This window comes from Streptococcus respiraculi (genome assembly GCF_003595525.1).
GTDB lineage: Bacteria > Bacillota > Bacilli > Lactobacillales > Streptococcaceae > Streptococcus > Streptococcus respiraculi.
The window spans coordinates 670,700-688,097 of sequence record NZ_CP022680.1 but is presented as its reverse complement, the minus strand read 5'-3'; the positions used below and the strand labels follow the sequence as shown (position 1 = coordinate 688,097).

At 43.6% G+C, this 17,398-nt stretch carries 15 protein-coding genes; 3 read left to right on the top strand and 12 right to left on the bottom strand.

What is annotated here, in order from left to right; translation table 11 throughout:
* Window positions 1-131: 131 nt before the first annotated feature.
* Window positions 132-767, bottom strand: coding sequence for an HAD family hydrolase (locus CHF41_RS03470; RefSeq protein ID WP_119876004.1), 636 nt, complete (start codon window positions 765-767; stop codon window positions 132-134).
* Between the two features lie 138 nt (window positions 768-905).
* Between CHF41_RS03470 and CHF41_RS03465 the strand changes: the two genes are divergently transcribed.
* Complete coding sequence (locus tag CHF41_RS03465) at window positions 906-2,255, top strand: aspartate kinase (RefSeq protein WP_119876003.1); 1,350 nt, start codon at window positions 906-908, stop codon at window positions 2,253-2,255.
* A 71-nt stretch (window positions 2,256-2,326) separates the two neighbouring features.
* Here CHF41_RS03465 and lacD read toward each other — a convergent pair whose 3' ends face one another.
* The 8 genes from lacD to CHF41_RS03425 form a co-directional block, all read right to left on the bottom strand.
* Window positions 2,327-3,325, bottom strand: coding sequence for a tagatose-bisphosphate aldolase (lacD, locus tag CHF41_RS03460; protein WP_119876002.1), 999 nt, complete (start codon window positions 3,323-3,325; stop codon window positions 2,327-2,329).
* Window positions 3,326-3,400: 75 nt separating this feature from the next.
* Window positions 3,401-4,549, bottom strand: coding sequence for an N-acetylglucosamine-6-phosphate deacetylase (gene nagA, locus CHF41_RS03455; RefSeq protein WP_119876001.1), 1,149 nt, complete (start codon window positions 4,547-4,549; stop codon window positions 3,401-3,403).
* A gap of 255 nt (window positions 4,550-4,804) precedes the next feature.
* Window positions 4,805-5,908 (bottom strand): alanine racemase, encoded by a 1,104-nt coding sequence (alr, locus tag CHF41_RS03450; RefSeq protein WP_119876000.1) that lies wholly within the window; start codon window positions 5,906-5,908, stop codon window positions 4,805-4,807.
* The gene (gene acpS, locus CHF41_RS03445) at window positions 5,889-6,260 is read right to left on the bottom strand and encodes a holo-ACP synthase (RefSeq protein ID WP_119875999.1); all 372 of its coding nucleotides are present in this window, start codon (window positions 6,258-6,260) and stop codon (window positions 5,889-5,891) included. The genes alr and acpS overlap by 20 nt, the downstream gene beginning before the upstream one ends.
* A gap of 74 nt (window positions 6,261-6,334) precedes the next feature.
* A complete protein-coding gene (secA, locus tag CHF41_RS03440; RefSeq protein ID WP_119875998.1) occupies window positions 6,335-8,860 on the bottom strand; it encodes a preprotein translocase subunit SecA in 2,526 nt (841 codons plus the stop codon).
* 140 nt (window positions 8,861-9,000) lie between these two features.
* A complete protein-coding gene (gene manA / locus CHF41_RS03435) occupies window positions 9,001-9,945 on the bottom strand; it encodes a mannose-6-phosphate isomerase, class I (protein WP_119875997.1) in 945 nt (314 codons plus the stop codon).
* Between the two features lie 449 nt (window positions 9,946-10,394).
* Entirely contained in the window at window positions 10,395-11,276 is an 882-nt protein-coding gene (gene scrK, locus CHF41_RS03430; RefSeq protein ID WP_119875996.1) for a fructokinase ScrK, read from the bottom strand.
* Between the two features lie 91 nt (window positions 11,277-11,367).
* Window positions 11,368-13,296, bottom strand: a complete 1,929-nt coding sequence (locus CHF41_RS03425; RefSeq protein WP_119875995.1) for a sucrose-specific PTS transporter subunit IIBC — start codon at window positions 13,294-13,296, stop codon at window positions 11,368-11,370.
* Between the two features lie 225 nt (window positions 13,297-13,521).
* Between CHF41_RS03425 and CHF41_RS03420 the strand changes: the two genes are divergently transcribed.
* Window positions 13,522-14,976, top strand: a complete 1,455-nt coding sequence (locus CHF41_RS03420) for a sucrose-6-phosphate hydrolase (RefSeq protein WP_119875994.1) — start codon at window positions 13,522-13,524, stop codon at window positions 14,974-14,976.
* Window positions 14,957-15,919: a LacI family DNA-binding transcriptional regulator gene (locus CHF41_RS03415; RefSeq protein ID WP_119875993.1), complete on the top strand. Its 963-nt coding sequence runs from the start codon at window positions 14,957-14,959 to the stop codon at window positions 15,917-15,919. Before CHF41_RS03420 ends, CHF41_RS03415 begins: the two co-directional genes overlap by 20 nt.
* A 63-nt stretch (window positions 15,920-15,982) precedes the next feature.
* On the opposite strand, the gene nusB is transcribed toward CHF41_RS03415, so the two are convergent.
* From nusB to efp, 3 genes are read right to left on the bottom strand one after another with little or no spacing between them, the layout of a single operon-like run.
* The gene (gene nusB, locus CHF41_RS03410) at window positions 15,983-16,414 is read right to left on the bottom strand and encodes a transcription antitermination factor NusB (RefSeq protein ID WP_119875992.1); all 432 of its coding nucleotides are present in this window, start codon (window positions 16,412-16,414) and stop codon (window positions 15,983-15,985) included.
* Complete coding sequence (locus CHF41_RS03405; protein ID WP_119875991.1) at window positions 16,404-16,796, bottom strand: Asp23/Gls24 family envelope stress response protein; 393 nt, start codon at window positions 16,794-16,796, stop codon at window positions 16,404-16,406. The genes nusB and CHF41_RS03405 overlap by 11 nt, the downstream gene beginning before the upstream one ends.
* Before the next feature lie 27 nt (window positions 16,797-16,823).
* Complete coding sequence (efp, locus tag CHF41_RS03400; protein ID WP_075105468.1) at window positions 16,824-17,384, bottom strand: elongation factor P; 561 nt, start codon at window positions 17,382-17,384, stop codon at window positions 16,824-16,826.
* Between the last annotated feature and the right edge of the window lie 14 nt (window positions 17,385-17,398).

Genomic DNA, 17,398 nt, shown 5'->3' with positions numbered 1-17,398 from the left:
GCTCGGGCTAAAATAATCCACTGGATTATTTTACTCCGAAGGAAGTCATTGATGTCCGAAAGCACATAAGGATGGGGCAAGTAAGAAGAGTTTTTCTTCAAGCTGAAAGGAGCCTTGGCTCCTTGTATTGATCATTTATCTAGCAGATCCCCAAAACAATCCAAAAAATCATCTGCCTGTGATTGGTCCAGCCCCAATTCTTGATCTCGAATAGCCCAGACGGTCAGACCTGCGGCTTTTCCTGCTTCGATTCCTTTCGGGCTATCTTCGATGACCAGAGTTTCTGATTTGGCAAGGCCTAGTGCGCTCCAGGCTTTTTCGTAGACCTCAGGGTCGGGCTTGCAAGCTTTACATTCTGTCCCAGAAAAGACATGGGAGAAATACGAACGAATCCCTGCTTCGGTCAAAGCCCTCTCAATCTCACTGCGATCTGTATTAGAAGCTAGGGCGAGTGCAACACCCTTTTCCTTTAGACTAGCCAAAACCCTTGGCACATCTGGGAAGAGACAATCCTTGTAGGGTGTTGGGCGATCTTCCTTGTACTCTTTGTATTCTGCCTCTAGTGCTGGGATATCCCAGTTGTCATAATCATCCTGCAGGACGAGCTTCCATACCTGACTGGCCCGACCTCCGACAAATACAGCTGGATTTAAGTGAGCAACAGACAAGTCCTTGGTCGCTAGAAAATCTGCCCGCCGTTGGTAGTAAAAGTCTTCTGTCTGAAACAAGACACCATCCATGTCAAAAATAATCCCTTTATAGACCATCTGCTACTCCTTTTTGGATCTTTTAATATCATTATAGCATAAATCGAAATATTCCTAAACTTTTATACTAAGCCTACTGACAAGCGTAGCAGTTTTTGCTATAATGATGAAAAGCATAAAAGGAGATTGAAAATTGTTATGAAAGTGACCAAATTTGGTGGCAGTTCTCTTGCTTCAGCTGCCCAACTTGAAAAAGTATTCAACATTGTTCAAGCAGATCCAGAACGTCGATTTATAGTCGTATCTGCCCCTGGTAAACGCGATAGCAATGATACCAAGGTGACCGATGCCCTCATCAAATACTACAAAAACTATATAGACGGAAAAGACCTTGCTGCTAGCCAAGAATGGATTATCAATCGCTACCAAGCAATGGTGGACGAGTTAAATTTTCCTGGCAAGTGCATGAAGAAGATTGCAGAAAGCATTCTTGCCTTAGCAACCCTTCCAATTGACGACAATGAATTTCTCTACGATGCTTTTTTGGCGGCCGGAGAGGACAACAATGCCAAATTAGTTGCTGAATATTTCACCTATAAAGGCGTTCCAGCTCGCTATATCCACCCTAAAAAAGCAGGAATCATTGTCAGCTCTGAGCCTGGAAATGCCCGCATTTTGCCGTCTAGTTATGACAAAATTGAAGCCTTAAAAGAGGCAGACGAAGTCCTCATCATTCCAGGATTTTTCGGAGTAACTATTGACAATCAAATCTGTACCTTTTCTCGTGGCGGTTCAGACATCACAGGCTCTATCGTGGCAGCTGGTGTCAAGGCAGATCTCTATGAAAACTTTACCGATGTGGACGGGATTTTTGCAGCCCACCCAGGTATCATTCACAATCCCCACTCCATCAAGGAATTAACCTACCGTGAAATGCGAGAATTGGCCTACGCTGGTTTTTCAGTGCTTCATGACGAGGCTTTGCTTCCTGCCTATCGTGGTCGCATCCCTCTTGTCATTAAAAATACCAACAATCCTGACCATCCGGGTACACGAATTGTCCTAAAGCACACTGACCATACCCTGCCAGTTGTCGGAATTGCAGCAGATGACGGCTTTGTCAGCATCAATATGTCTAAGTATTTAATGAACCGCGAGGTCGGTTTTGGACGTAAAGTCTTAAATATCCTTGAAGATCTTAATATCCGTTGGGAACACATGCCGACTGGTATCGATGACCTTTCTCTTGTCTTGCGTAGCCGCGAATTGACACCAATCAAGGAGGAAGCAATCCTCCGCCAGCTCAATTCCAAGCTCGAAGTCGATAAGGCAGAAATCGAGCACGGACTGTCGATTATCATGATTGTCGGTGAAAACATGAAGAGTCATGTCGGTGTCACCGCAACTGCAACCGCAGCTCTTTCAAAAGAAAATGTCAACTTGGCCATGATTTCCCAAGGCGCGAGCGAAGTTTCTGTCCTTTTCGTTATCAAAACCGAAGAAAAAGAAAAAGCCCTCAAAGCTCTATATCAAGCCTTTTTCGGGTAAACCTATTCTAGCTAAAAATCCAACTCTTGTATGAGAGTTGGATTTTTAGTTTAGTTAATTATTGACAAGTGTTATTTCACTTCTACCTTATCTAGCCATGAGCTTGCAGTGGTTGCAAGAACGCTGTTTAGTTCTTCCATGTTCTTACGACCTTGGTCTGCTAACCAAGCTTTGGCTGCTGCTTCGCCTTCTTTAGCAAAGACTGCAACCGCATCTTTCCAAGTTGCACGACCACAGAGAACGCCATTAAAGCTAGAACTTGCTTCTTTAGCTACCACAAGTGTTTCTTGGAAAAGCTTGGCAGATACACCAGCACTCAAAAAGATAAATGGCAAATGCGTTGCTCCTGCTTGCTCCTTGAAGTAGGCTTTGGCTTCTTCGAGGCTGTAAACTGGCTCTTGATCTGTGTAGCCTTCTACAAAGTTCATGTTAACAGGCACTTCGACCTTCAAGACATCTGCATTGTAACGTGGCTTGCTAAATTCCCGCATCGCTCCGTTAACCTTGTGAGGTTTTAAGACTGCGTATTCACGAGAAGTCACATCCATATCGCTCGCATCATAGGTCAAGATTTCCACAAAGTAAGGAATATCTTCAGCGATACACTCGCTTCCGATGCGCTCTACCCAAGCATGCTTGATGTCATTGATTTCTGGCTTATCATCTACATCATAGTAGAGCAAGATTTTCACAGCATCTGCACCCAATTCCTTGATCCGTTTTGCTGACCAGTTTGAAAGTAGGTCAGGCAAGCGACCTGGTGTTGAGGCATCATAACCTGTTTTTTCATAAGCGGCAATAAAGCCACAATCTGGATGCCGTAATTCAGCTGCTGGCACACCATACTCAGCATCTAGCAAGATAGAACTTGCATACTGAGTCAAATCACTTGAGATGACTTTTTTGAAATCCACCAAGATATCGTCACCAAAATCAGCATCTGCTGCCGCTGACAAGAGACGCTTCAAGGCACCGCGTTGGTCAATCGCAAGGGCTGCAATCACTTTTTCATCATTTGATAGACGAACAAGATGATCGTATTTTGCCTGTGAAAGTTGTAATTTTTCCATTATCTTCCTCCTAGATAAAGTAGAATATAAGCAATAATAACTGGCCTTTCGCCAATAAACTATCTATTGTTAGGTCTATTTACTAAAACGTTTGACACCGTCCAAGTAAGTAGCCTGCAAGCGTCCCTTGTCATCGATGACGATGAAGTCTGCTGCACGTCCTGCTGCAATTTGTCCACAGACATGGTCGATATTGACAGATTTTGCTGGCGCAAGTGAAGCCATCCGAACGGCATCTGGTAGGCTTGCCAAGCCCCACTCTACGATGTGTTCGACCGCTTGAATCAATTCTAAGATTGATCCTGCCAAGCTGCCATTGTGTTTCAAGCGAGCGGTTCCGTCTTTGACCACAACCTCAAATTCACCCAAGCGAGAATCTCCTTCTCCTTGGCCGCCTGCACGCATACAGTCCGTAATGAGGACTGTTTCATCTGCACCACGCGCCTTCAGAACAATCTCAACGGCTGCTGGATGCACATGATGTCCGTCACAAATCACTTCCGCAAAGACATTCTTCAAATCAAGTGCTGCACCAACCATGCCTGGCTCTCGGTGATGAAGTCCGCTCATGCCATTGTAGACATGGACAAAGATGTTGGCTCCTGCTTCAACTGCCTTTTTAGCTTGATCATAGGTCGCATCGCTATGGGCCAGTGCAGTATGAATCTTTTTCTCATTGGCAAAGTGAATAAATTCCTCTACTCCATCACGTTCTGGAGCAATGGCAATCTTGTTGACCAAGCCCTCAGACAAGCGATGCCAGTTATCCAACTTCTCAATAGAAGGATCGCTCATATACTTAGGATTTTGTGCACCCTTGTATTTCTCTGTGAAAAATGGTCCTTCAAGGAAAATCCCTTGAATCTTAGCACCTGTTTCCTCACCCGCATGGCGACCAATGGTTTCACAGACCGCATCCAAATTCTCTGTTGAATCGGTTAAGGTTGTTGGTAACCAAGAAGTAACACCACAAGATAAGAGCCCTTCTGAAATCACCTTAATCCCTTTAAAATCATTATCCATAACATCATGCGAAGCATAACCATGGATATGGGTATCTACTAGACCAGGCCCAATATGGTAGTTCGAATAGTCTACAATTGTTCCTTCTGGCTTTTCCGTCACAATTTCACCAAATTGACCATCATCTGTAATCTCTAGATAGGCATTTTCAACCTCTCGATCGGACAGGATAATGGATTTTGCAAAAATATAGTGTGCCATGTTGTCTCCTTTCTAAAAGACTCGATTCCACTAAATTAACATATTAACCGAAAACTGGTTATAACCTCTCGTCTTTATTGTACTCACCTTTTCTCAAATTGTCAAGTTATTTCTGATTGACAACATACTTTCTTCACAAGAAAACTACCCTTGAATGTCACTTTTTTCATTTCCAAACGTAAGATGATTACCAGATTATTCCAAGTACATAAAAACAGCAAAAACCGACCATCTGCATCGGCAAATAGTAGGTTTTTACTCATAATAGCGAGGAATGCGGTCTGATAAGGTGCAGACCACTTCATAGTTAATCGTGCCTAGATAATCTGCCCAGTCCTGCACGGAAATCGTACGATTCCCGCTTTGACCAATCAGAGTCACTGGCGTTCCTAAAGCATACTTTTTCGGTAGTCGGATTGTAATCTGATCCATGGAAACCCGACCGACAACTGGACAGTCCTCTCCTTCAACCAAGAGCGAAAAATCCTGCATGGTACGTAAAAAACCGTCCGCATAGCCAATCGGAACAGTACCGATATACTCCGCTTCTCCACTATGATAGGTCGCACCATAGCCGATACTGCTTCTTTCTTCAACTTCTTTGACATGAACTAATTCAGAGGTTAACTGCAACGCCGGCTGAACGGGATAGAGTAAGTCTAGCTCATGTCCACTTGGATTGAGACCGTATATGATATTGCCCAGACGAACCATACTAAAAACTGTATCTGCATGCCAGATACTGGTTGCCGAATTACTAGCATGAATGCAGGTAGGCACTTGGTCTAGTGTCGCAAGTACTTCTTTGAATCGGGCAAGTTGAGTCTGAAACTGACTATCGTCTTTTTCATCTGCTGTTGCAAAGTGGGTAAAAATACCTTCGACTTGCACGCCCTCATCTCTCAAGTCAGTTATAGCCTGGTTAAGAGACTGGCAATTCCGAAAACCAAGTCTACCCATCCCTGTGTCCACTTTGATATGGACGGTCAAACCTGCCAAGGAAATGCCACACCCAAAGAGCTGTTCCACCCATTCTAGGCTCGCAACTGTCAGCGTAATCTTCTCAGAAATGGCAAGTGGCACAACCTCTACTGGCACCACACCGAGAATCAAAATCTGCCGAGAAATGCCCGCCTGGCGCAATTCCAAGGCTTCATCCAAGTTGGAAACACAAAAACCATCGACTTGACTTTCTAGATGACTCGCTACCGCAACCGCCCCGTGCCCGTAAGCATTAGCCTTAACCACCGCAAAAGCCTTGGTCTCTTTGGGCAAATGGCGCTTGACCTGCTCTACATTATATGAGATAGCCGACAAGTTGACCTGAATCTTAGTCGGTCTATGAATGCTTGCTTTCATCTATTTCCTCCAAAATCACACTGGCCTGCACGAAACCAGCAGAGTGACTAATACTGAGCCAAACCTTGGCTCGAACAGGGGACTTGGCGACATAGGGCGCACCCTTGCTATCTGTCAAAATTTCAATATCTTGAAATCCAATCTTACCAATCCCTGTTCCAAGTGCCTTGGCAAAGGCTTCTTTAGCAGACCATCGACCGGCTAAGTATTCCAGCTTTCGACGACCGTTTAACTGTTCAAATCGCACCAATTCGTTTTCAGTCAATACTTTCCTAGCAAATCGTTCGTGCTTGTTCATGGCTGCCTCAACAGCAGCGATTTCTTGTAAATCTATTCCGTGTCCTACAATCATTTCTCAAAAAAGAAGTGAGCAATCCGTATTCGATTGAATACTGGATCCCCTCACTCCTCCCTCATATTTTCTTACTATACATGTTTGCGTCCATGACAGTTCTTGAATTTCTTGCCTGACTGACATGGGCATGGGTCGTTACGATCCACTCCTTCAAAGCTGGCTTGCTCACTCGAAGCTGCTTGGGCAGGAACGATATTCTTAACAGCCGTTGTATGTGCTTCATGAGTCGCACGCTCCCGTTCAATATTGTCATGGATTTGTGCTTTCATCATGAGACGTGTTACATCGAACTCAATCGCAGCAATCATATCCTTAAAGGTCGCAAAGGCTTCTGACTGATACTCTACAACTGGATTGTTCTGTGCATATCCACGTAGGCTAACTGCATTGCGTAATTGATCCATCATATCGATATGGTCTGTCCAGCGATTATCCACTACGCGAAGAATCAAGACTTTTTGGAACTCACGTACACGGTCCTCATCGCGTAATTTGGCTACTTGACTATCGTATACTTCCAAGGCACGATGGTACAAATCAGCTACAATCTCTTGATCTGATTTCCCTTCTAGATCCGCCAGGCTAATAGACTCTTCTGGGACAAGATTAATTTGAGCAAAGTGTAGAATCGCTTGCAAAGCTTCATCGCGCTTCCCTGCCTTATGATCTGCCACTTGGCGTTCAATCGTCCGCTTGATCATCGCCTTGATTTCTGGAGCTAAATCACGATCCGCAGTAATCACATCTTGACGTTGACTGTAGATGATTTCGCGTTGCTCACGCATGACATCGTCATATTGAAGGACCTGTTTACGAGAATCATAGTTATTTCCTTCAACACGTTTTTGCGCCCCTTCTACCTGACGAGTGAGCATTTTTGACTTAATCACAGATTCTTCTTCTGTCAAATTCATACGTTCCATGAAGGCCTTGATGCGCTCTGAGCCAAAGCGTTTCATCAAATCATCTTCCAAAGAAAGATAGAATTGAGATTCACCTGGGTCTCCTTGACGGCCTGAACGTCCACGGAGCTGATTGTCAATCCGACGGCTTTCATGGCGCTCTGTACCGATGACACAAAGTCCACCGAGTTCACGGACACCAGGGCCCAACTTGATATCTGTCCCACGACCAGCCATGTTGGTCGCAATAGTAACTGCACCGCGTTGACCAGCATTCATAATGATTTGAGCTTCACGATAGTGGTTTTTAGCATTCAAGACTTCGTGGGGAACACCTGCTGCCACCAACCGTTTTGAAAGGTAATCCGAAGTTTCTACCGCAACGGTACCGACTAGGACAGGTTGACCTTTTTCATAGCGTGCCTTAACATCTGCCACAACTGCGTTAAACTTATATTCCAAACTTGGGTATAATAAGTCTTCGTGGTCAATACGAGCAATCGGACGGTTGGTCGGGATTGGAACCACACGAATGTTGTAGATTTCTCTGAATTCTTCTTCCTCGGTCTTACCAGTACCAGTCATACCCGCTAATTTACTATACATACGGAAGAGATTTTGGTAGGTGATAGAAGCACTGGTTTTTGATTCGTTCTGAACCGGCACACCTTCTTTGGCTTCAATTGCTTGGTGCAAACCATCAGAATAACGACGACCTTCCATGGTACGACCCGTAAATGGATCGATAATCATGACCTCTTGCTCCTCATTTACGAGGTAGTCAATATCGTAGGTCATGATATAGTTGGCACGAAGGGCATTATCAATAAAGTGAGTCAAGGCAACATTTTCAATGTCATATAGATTCTTCAGTTTGAAGAAGCTTTCTGCCTTGTCAATTCCAGAATCCGATAGACTAATAGTCTTTGATGGAACATCGATGATGTAATCATCCTCATCCAATGATTTGACCAAGTTGTCTGCTAGGAAATAGAGTTGGTTAGTCTCCGAAGATGTTTGACCAGATACAATCAATGGCGTCCGTGCTTCATCGATTAAGATAGAGTCAACCTCATCGACCAAGGCATAATTAAGCGGACGTTGCACCATGTCTTCTGCGCGGACCACCATGTTATCACGAAGGTAGTCAAAACCGATTTCTGAGTTGGTTGAGTAGGTAATATCACAGTTGTAGGCTTCCCGTTTTTCAAGAGAAGATTTAGCTGCTAAGTTAATCCCTACAGACAAGCCGAGCCATGAGTATACTTCACCCATTTCTGTCGCGTCACGGCTCGCCAAATATTCATTGACAGTGACAACATGCACACCCTTGCCAGCCAAGGCGTTGAGGTAAACTGGCATGGTTGCTGTTAGGGTTTTCCCTTCCCCTGTACGCATCTCTGGCACATCCCCATGGTGAAGAACAATCCCCCCCATAATCTGAACAGGATAAGGATAAAGACCAAGTACCCGTTTAGCAGCTTCACGGACAACCGCAAAGGCTTCGTATAGAAGGTCATCAAGAGTTTCACCCTTGTTATAGCGCTCTTTAAATTCTGCTGTCTTAGCCTGCAATTCGGCATCTGATAAAGCTGCCATCTCATCTGCATAGGCAATAACCTTATCCGCCATTTTTTCTAATTTTCGTAATTCACCTTTATCGTTTTCGATAATCGTTTTTAAAATATTTGCCATTTTATTCCTTACTTGTATCGATTCTTTTTTGTGTTCTTTTCATTATAGCATGTTTCCCCTCTACTTTCAAGAATGAGCGACAGTTTAGACCGATGAAGCAGAGGCTCCATCGGTCTTTTTGGGGTTGTATTTTTTACTACTTACGGATGACTAGCAACGATTTCTAAATCTTGCCCTTTAAGAGTCCAGTCTTTGACATCATGCGGTAGGATAAAATGGTCTCCTTTTCCAATCGGATAGGTCTGCCCATCAATGCCAAGCTCCCCTTGACCAGCCAAGACACTGACCAAATAATAATCAGCAGTTTGCTTCATGCGGACTTCCCCTGTCACTTCCCATTTGTAGACACCGAAAAAGTCGTTGGCAACGAGTAATGTTGAACACAAATCGTCCACGTAAAGCGTGACTGGGCGACTATTTGCAGGCTCACCGATTGTAGTGACATCAATCGATTTTTCCAAATGCAATTCCCGAAGATTACCCGCATCGTCCTTACGGTCAAAGTCATAAACACGGTAGGTCGTGTCACTTGACTGTTGGGTTTCTAAAATCATGATGCCTTTTCCAATTGCATGAATCGTTCCACTTGGCACGTAGAAGAAATCACCCGCCTTGACTGAAACTTTCTGCAATAGACCTTCCCAGTCTTTTTGCTCAATCTTCTTACGGAGTTCTTCTGTTGACTGGGCCTTATGTCCATAGATAATCTCAGATCCTTCATCGGCTGCTAGGACATACCAGCATTCAGTTTTACCAAGTTCACCTTCGTGTGCTAAGCCATAAGCATCATCTGGGTGGACTTGCACGCTCAACCAATCATTGGCATCTAAAATCTTTGTTAATAGCGGAAAGACCTCTTCTCTTCGATTGGCAAACAATTCACGGTGTTCACGATATAAGTCATCTAATTTCCACCCCTCATAAAGACCGTTTTTAACAGTTGATACACCATTTGGATGCGCTGAAATTGCCCAATATTCTCCTATGTGATCGCTTGGACTTTCATAGTCAAACTCGTCTCGAAGCTTAGTTCCGCCCCAAATTTTTTCCTGCATCACAGATTGTAAAAATAATGGTTCTGCCATAATGATTCCTCGTTTCTCTATTCTTCTTTTATCATAGCAGAAAGGGAAGAGAAATGCCAATCTCCTTAGCAGATTCATCAAAAAAGGAGAGGAAAAACTTGTATTGTTAGAAAAACATCCCTTAAAAATAGCAATACTCTATTACTCTCAACATTAACATTTTCTGATACTTTATTAGATAGTGCAGACGCAAGCAACCTCCTTCGGAGTTTCATTGCTATAGTGAATTAAATAAAGGTTAGGACATCGTTCAGTCGCTTTGATGAACACCGGTTCTGTCTGTAGCTCCTTCGGCTTACTGTATTTCCAACCTGACCAAATCACTATCTTAACCTTTTCAGTGTAACCAATTTATATGTTTTATGGTTGTAAATGGTGGATAAGTTGGTTATTTTTGAATTTCAATTCAGTACAAAAAGAGCTAGACTCCTCATCCAGCTCTCATTTATTTATTTTTCAGATATTTGTTTAGCCAAAGCAAAATTTCCTAACGTCGCTGATCCGTTTTCAGCTACCGCTGGTGTCACGATGTACTCTGTCACATCAGGAGTTGGTACATAGCCATTCATCAAGGCTGTAAACTTATCCCGCACGCGCTTAAGCATGTGTTCTTGTCCCATAACACCGCCACCAAAGACAATGACTTGCGGGCGGTACATCAATGTTGCTTGTACTGCCGCTTGAGCGATATAGTAGGCCTGAACATCCCACACATCAGAATTTTGCTCAATCAATTCACCACGTGTTCCTGTACGAGCTTCCAAAGACGGACCTGCCGCTAGTCCTTCTAAGCACCCCTTATGGAAAGGACAAACGCCTGTAAATTCTTTTGCCACATCTTGCGGATGAAGCGCAACGTAGGTATGACCGGCTTCTGTATGACCAGCTCCTCCGATAAATTCGCCATTTTGGATAGCACCTGCTCCAATTCCTGTTCCAATTGTGTAGTAAACGAGACTGTTCACACCTTTACGAACCAAAGCTTCTCCAAAAGCAGAAGAGTTCACATCTGTCGTAAAGTAAAATGGAATCTTAAATTCTTTCGCAATCAAGCCTAACAAATCGATATTGGCCCAGTGAGGTTTTGGGGTTGTCGTAATGTAACCATAAGTTGCTGAATTTTGATCAATATCAATGGGACCGAACGATCCAATCGCAATCCCTGCTAGACGGTCCTCATAGCGTTTGAAAAATTCAACGGTGCGCTCAATTGTTTCATACGGTGTTGTCGTTGGGAATTGTGTTTTTTCAACCACTTGGAAATTCTCATCCCCAACTGCACAGACAAATTTTGTCCCGCCAGCTTCCAAACTTCCATACAATTTTGTCATCTTGTTTCTCCCTTTTGGAATCATTTTATTCTACTTTATTATACCATAGTTTGAGGCGTAAGAAAAAGGCTAAACGCCTTTTTCTCGTGGATTATTTTGCAACTTTGATAAAGGCATCCCCGTGAGCAACTGTGGCACTTGCAAGTGCTTCAACTGCTGCGAAGTCTGCTGTATTGGTTACGATAACCATGGTTGTGTCATCGAGACCTGCTGCTGCAATTTTGCTTGCATCAAACTTAGCAATTGGTGCACCAGCCTTGACGTTATCACCTGCTGCGACCAATTTTTCAAATCCATCACCTTCCATTGATACGGTGTCAATGCCGATGTGGATAAGGATTTCCGCACCACTTACTGTCTTCAAGCCATAAGCGTGACCTGTTTCAAAAGCAATCGTAACTTCTGCATCTGCTGGTGCGTAGACAACACCTTCAGACGGCTTCACTGCAAGACCTTTCCCCATAGCACCTGATGAAAAGACAGGGTCGTTAACATTTTCAAGAGCAACCACCTCACCTGAAAGTGGTGAAACAAAGGTTTCTTCAACAGATTCTGAAGCTACTTCTACTGCTTGAGCTGGCGCTTCCGATACTGCTGATACAGCCGCTGTATCTTCTGCTGCAAAGACTGCAGCTGCTTTTGTTTTACCATAAGCAAATGTCAAGGCAAAGGCTACTGCAAAAGCAATCAATTCACAGACGATGTACATTGGAATAGAAGAAGCGTTAATCGACAAGAAGCCAAGGAATCCTGCTGCTCCAAGAGAGACTGCAATAACGTGTGTCAACCCTGCTACAGCTGCTCCGACTGCTGATCCTGCTAAGGCACAGAAGAATGGGAAACGGTATTTCAAGTTTACACCAAACAAAGCTGGCTCTGTAATTCCCAAGAAGGCTGATACAGCTGCTGAAGAGGTCAAGCCTTTTGTTTTAGAATCTTTAGTCAAGAACCAAACTGCAAGTGTTGCTGCACCTTGAGCAACGTTTGCCATTGAGGCAACAACAAAGATGAAGTCTCCGTAACCAGTTCCGTTTTCATTAAAAGCTGTCAACAATTGAGTTTCAATGGCTGGGAATGATTGATGAAGTCCTGTCATAACAATCAAGGAGTAAGTTCCACCAAACACCGTCATACCAAGGAAACCAGTTGTGTTATACAACCATACAATTCCATTAGTGATACCATTTGATACCAATAACATCACCGGACCAATGACTGTGAAGGTTAGGAAACCTGTAAGCATGACGGATAGCAATGGTGTAAAGGTAAAGTCAACTGCAGCAGGCAAGTGTTTGTGGAAGAATTTCTCTAAGATAGACAAAACCCATACAGCAGCCAAAACTGGAATAACTTGGTAGATGTAGCTTGTCTGAGCAACTTGCATTCCAAAAATATCCCAGAAGGCTTCTCCGCCACCAAGAGCTGGAGTAGTCATAATCATACCGATTGCAGCTCCTAGGAATTGGTTGGCACCAAAACGTTTTGCTGCTGAAATTCCGACAAGAATTGGCAAGAACATGAATGGCGCAGCTGACATGAGTTGAATCATTTCAGAAACACCTTGAATAGCTGGGAAAGTTTGCTCGATTGATTGAGGACCAAATAAACCTTCTGAAGTCAAGAAATTACGCAATGCCATCAATAAACCACCTGCTACAAGGGCTGGAATAATTGGGACAAAGATATCTGACAACAGTTTGATCAAAGCCATGATCGGATTGAATTTCTGATCACTAGCTGCAATATTTTTCAAATCATCTGTCGAAACTTCTTTTAGACCAGTTTCTTTAATCAACTCTGCATAAACAAAGTTCACATCCCCAGGTCCGATAATGACTTGGTACTGCCCTGATGCTTTGAATGTTCCTTTAACGTCTTCGTGCTGATCCAAGGCAGCTTGGTCAACTTTTGAATCGTCTTTGAGAACTAAGCGTAGACGAGTTGCACAGTGTGCCGCTGCAACAAGATTGTCTCTTCCAACTGCTGCAATGACGTCCTTAGCTACTTTATTGTAATCCATAAAGTAAATCTCCTTTAATTCATCATTTTTTCATTTTTTGAAAGCATTTTCAAACTTTCTACGTTTTTTATTATACCATTTTTAAATGATATGTCAAACGTTTGACATAAGTTTTTATTATTTTTTGTATTTTAGCAGTAAAATCTTGCTTTTTGACAAGCAAACGTTTACTATATTACTATAACGATAGAAATAAATACGGACAACAGAATAAAAGGAGACGACATGGCCTTCACCACCGAAGAACGCTACCGTGCCTATGCAGACTGGCCAGCAGACTACATTGAAACCATCAAGAACAACACCAAAAGCTCCCCTTGGAGAACGAATTTCCATATTGAGACTCCCCACGGCCTCTTAAATGACCCCAATGGCTTTTCTTATTTTAATGGAAAATGGAGCCTCTTCTACCAGTATTTCCCATTTGGTGCCGCTCACGGCTTAAAATCATGGGTTCACACCGAGTCAACCGATCTGGTCCACTTTGAGCCAACAGGCATCATGCTCTATCCTGATACAGCGCTCGACAGCCATGGCGCTTATTCTGGCTCTGCCATGCAGTTTGGCGACAAGCTCTTTCTTTTTTATACAGGAAATGTTCGCGATGAAAATTGGGTCCGCCACCCCTACCAAATCGGTGCCCTCATGGATACTGATGGGAAGATTGAAAAAATGGATCAGGTCTTGATTGAGCAACCTCTTGACACAACAGACCACTTCCGCGATCCACAAATTTTCAACTTCAAAGGTGACTACTATGCCATTGTCGGCGGACAAAATTTAGATAAAAAAGGAATTATCAAACTCTACAAGGCTGTGGACAATGACTACAGAAATTGGGACTATGTCGCTGACTTGAACTTCGACAACGATTTAACCGCCTACATGATGGAATGTCCAAATTTAGTCTTCATCGATAAACAGCCCGTCCTTCTCTATTGTCCACAAGGACTTGACAAGGCTGTCCTTGATTATGACAACATCTATCCAAACCTCTATAAAATCGGGCAAGCCTTCAATGCTGACATAGCGACTATGGTCAATCCAGCTCCCCTTGAGCAGTTGGATTACGGTTTTGAATGCTATGCAACCCAAGCCTTTAATGCACCTGACGGACGCGCTCTTGCTGTCAGTTGGCTCGCTCTTCCAGACGTTGAGTATCCGACAGACCGCTATGACTACCAAGGCTGCCTGTCCCTCGTCAAGGAATTGACCATCAAAGACGGCAAGCTCTATCAATATCCAGTTGAAGCTATTACCAGTCTTCGCACGGATACACAAGTCTTTGCAGAAAAAACAAAAACCAACAATGTCTACGAGTTAGCCTTAACCGTAGAAGCAGATAGCAGCTTAGACTTGGTTCTCTTTGCAGATGCTGATGGACACGGACTCAAGCTTACCATTGACCCTGCAAACAAACGTATTGTGCTTGACCGCAAGGACTGCGGAGAAGCTTTCGCCCTTGATTTTGGTACCGAACGTCAGTGTCACATTGACAATCAAGCAACAACTGCCAATATCTTCATTGACAAATCTGTCTTTGAAATTTTCATCAATAAAGGAGAAAAGGTATTTTCTGGACGTGTCTTCCCACGACAAGATCAAACTGGCATCAAGGTTCTCTCAGGTCAGGCAGCTGGAAATTACTACTCATTAGATTATGGTCGCAAAACTAACTGATGTCGCAAAACTAGCTGGGGTCAGCCCCACAACTGTCTCTCGTGTCATTAACAAAAAAGGCTATCTTTCCGAAAAAACCGTCAAAAAAGTCACTGATGCCATGCGGGAACTGGGCTACAAACCCAACAACCTTGCTCGAGGCTTGCAGGGCAAATCTGCCAAACTAGTCGGATTGATTTTCCCCAATATTAGCAATGTTTTTTATGCGGAATTGATTGCGCATCTGGAAAAGGAACTTTTCAATCGAGGCTACAAGGCTATTATCTGCAACAGCCAGCATGATTCCGCAAAGGAGCGAGAATATTTGGAGATGCTAACAGCCAATCAGGTAGACGGGATTATCTCTGGTAGCCATAATCTAGGCATAAAGGACTATGACCGTGTATCTGCTCCGATTATCGCCTTTGACCGAAATTTATCTCCGTCAACACCCATCGTCTCTTCTGATAACTACGGAGGCGGAGTCCTAGCTGCTCAGACCTTAGAAAAAGCTGGCTGTAGGCAGCCCATTATGATCACAGGAAACGACGATTCCAATTCTCCAACGGGACTGCGCCAAAAAGGCTTTTCTAGCGTATTCCCAACAGCTGATGTTCACCATATCTCCAGTGACTTCTCTCCCATTCGCAAGGAAATGGAAATTAGGACCATTCTACAGACGACCAAGGCAGACGGAATCTTTATCTCAGGAGATCTGACTGCCATGCTAGTCTGGAATATCGCTCAATCCTTGGGCATGTCCATTCCAGAAGACCTGAAGCTGATTGGTTATGACGGAACTTACTTTATCGAGACCCATTATCCGCAGCTAACTACAATCAAACAGCCACTAGCAGACATTGCTAGGCTCATGGTTGATCTCCTCATTCAGAAAATCAACGGACAGACCCTCGAGCAACACTATTCACTCCCAATCACCCTCTTAGCGGGTCGGAGTGTCTAATATAGTAAATGGAACATCGTTAATGCAATTTGACCAACTCCAATATATAAAAAAGGAAGCCATTTAGGCTTCTTCTTTTTTAATAAACTGACTTAAGACACCGTTGATGAATTTTGCAGAAGCAGGGTCTGAAAATTCTTTGGCTAGCTCAATCGCTTCATTGACAGCTACGCGGTCTGGCGTTTCTTCAAAATACAAAATTTCAAAGAGACCCAAACGCATAATATTTTTATCAATCAATGTCAAGCGATCCAAGGTCCATCCTGCTTTCAAGCGTGTTGCCAATTGGGCATCAATCTCATCTTGTACATCTGCGACTCCTGTCACCAGATTTAGCAAAAAGAGAGGGATTTCCACTTCTTGCTCTTCGTCATGGTCATAGAGATAGGCAAATTGGGCTGCTTGAACAGGTTCTTGACCAAATTCTAGGGACACAATCGCCTGAAGAGCACATTGGCGCAAATAATGCCGTGATTCGTGTTGCTTACTCTTCATCTAAGAAGTCCTCACCAAACAAATCCTTTAAGTCTGGTTTTGGTGTCTTGTCTGGCACAATGCCGTCCACATGAATGTTAACGGTTTTCACTGTCACATCGGCATAGTTAGCAACAGCTGTTTTGACCGCACGCTGAATGTTCATCGATACTGTCGGAACGTTGACACCGTACTCTAGATACACATAGATATCCGCTGTCACATCGCCTGCCTCATCTGTCTGAAGATAGACACCACGGTTCAAGGCTGTTTTTGACAAGCCATCTCTTACTTTTTTGTTGTGTAGCGAATGAACACCTTCCACCTTAGCAGAGGCAATCCCTGTAATCACCTCCAAGACCCGAGGTGCGATAACGATTTCGCCTAAATTTTCTTTTGCCATGAGAAATCCTTTCTAAGAGGAATGCGATTAAGCACGTGATACGTATGTTCCCTCTGCTGTATTGATGACCAATTTTTGACCTGCTTCGATGAAGTCTGGGACGTTGACCACAAGGCCTGTTTCCATTGTTGCTGGCTTACCTGATCCAGTCACAGTTGCACCTTTGATAGAAGGTTGTGTTTCAGCAACGACCAACTCAACAGTAGTTGGAACAGTCACTCCGATTACTTCTGTTCCGTAGAACTGAATTTTCACTTCTGAATTTTCAAGAATGTAGAGCAACTCTTCTTTGACACTTGCTACTGGAATTTCATATTGATCAAATGACTCTGTATCCATGAAGTAAGCTGTATCATCCATTTGGTAAAGGTAGGTTGCTACACGTGTTTCGATAATCGCTTGCTCAAATTTTTCATCTGGACGGTAGGTTGTATCAAACGTTGAACCTGTACGAACATCGCGCAATTTCATACGCATGATGGTATTGCCTTTACCTGGTTTGTGATGGCTTGCATCCAATACGCGGAGAAGTTTTCCATCTGGAGCAATGAATGTCATACCTGCTCTTAATTTACTTGCATCAATCATGTCTATGATTACCT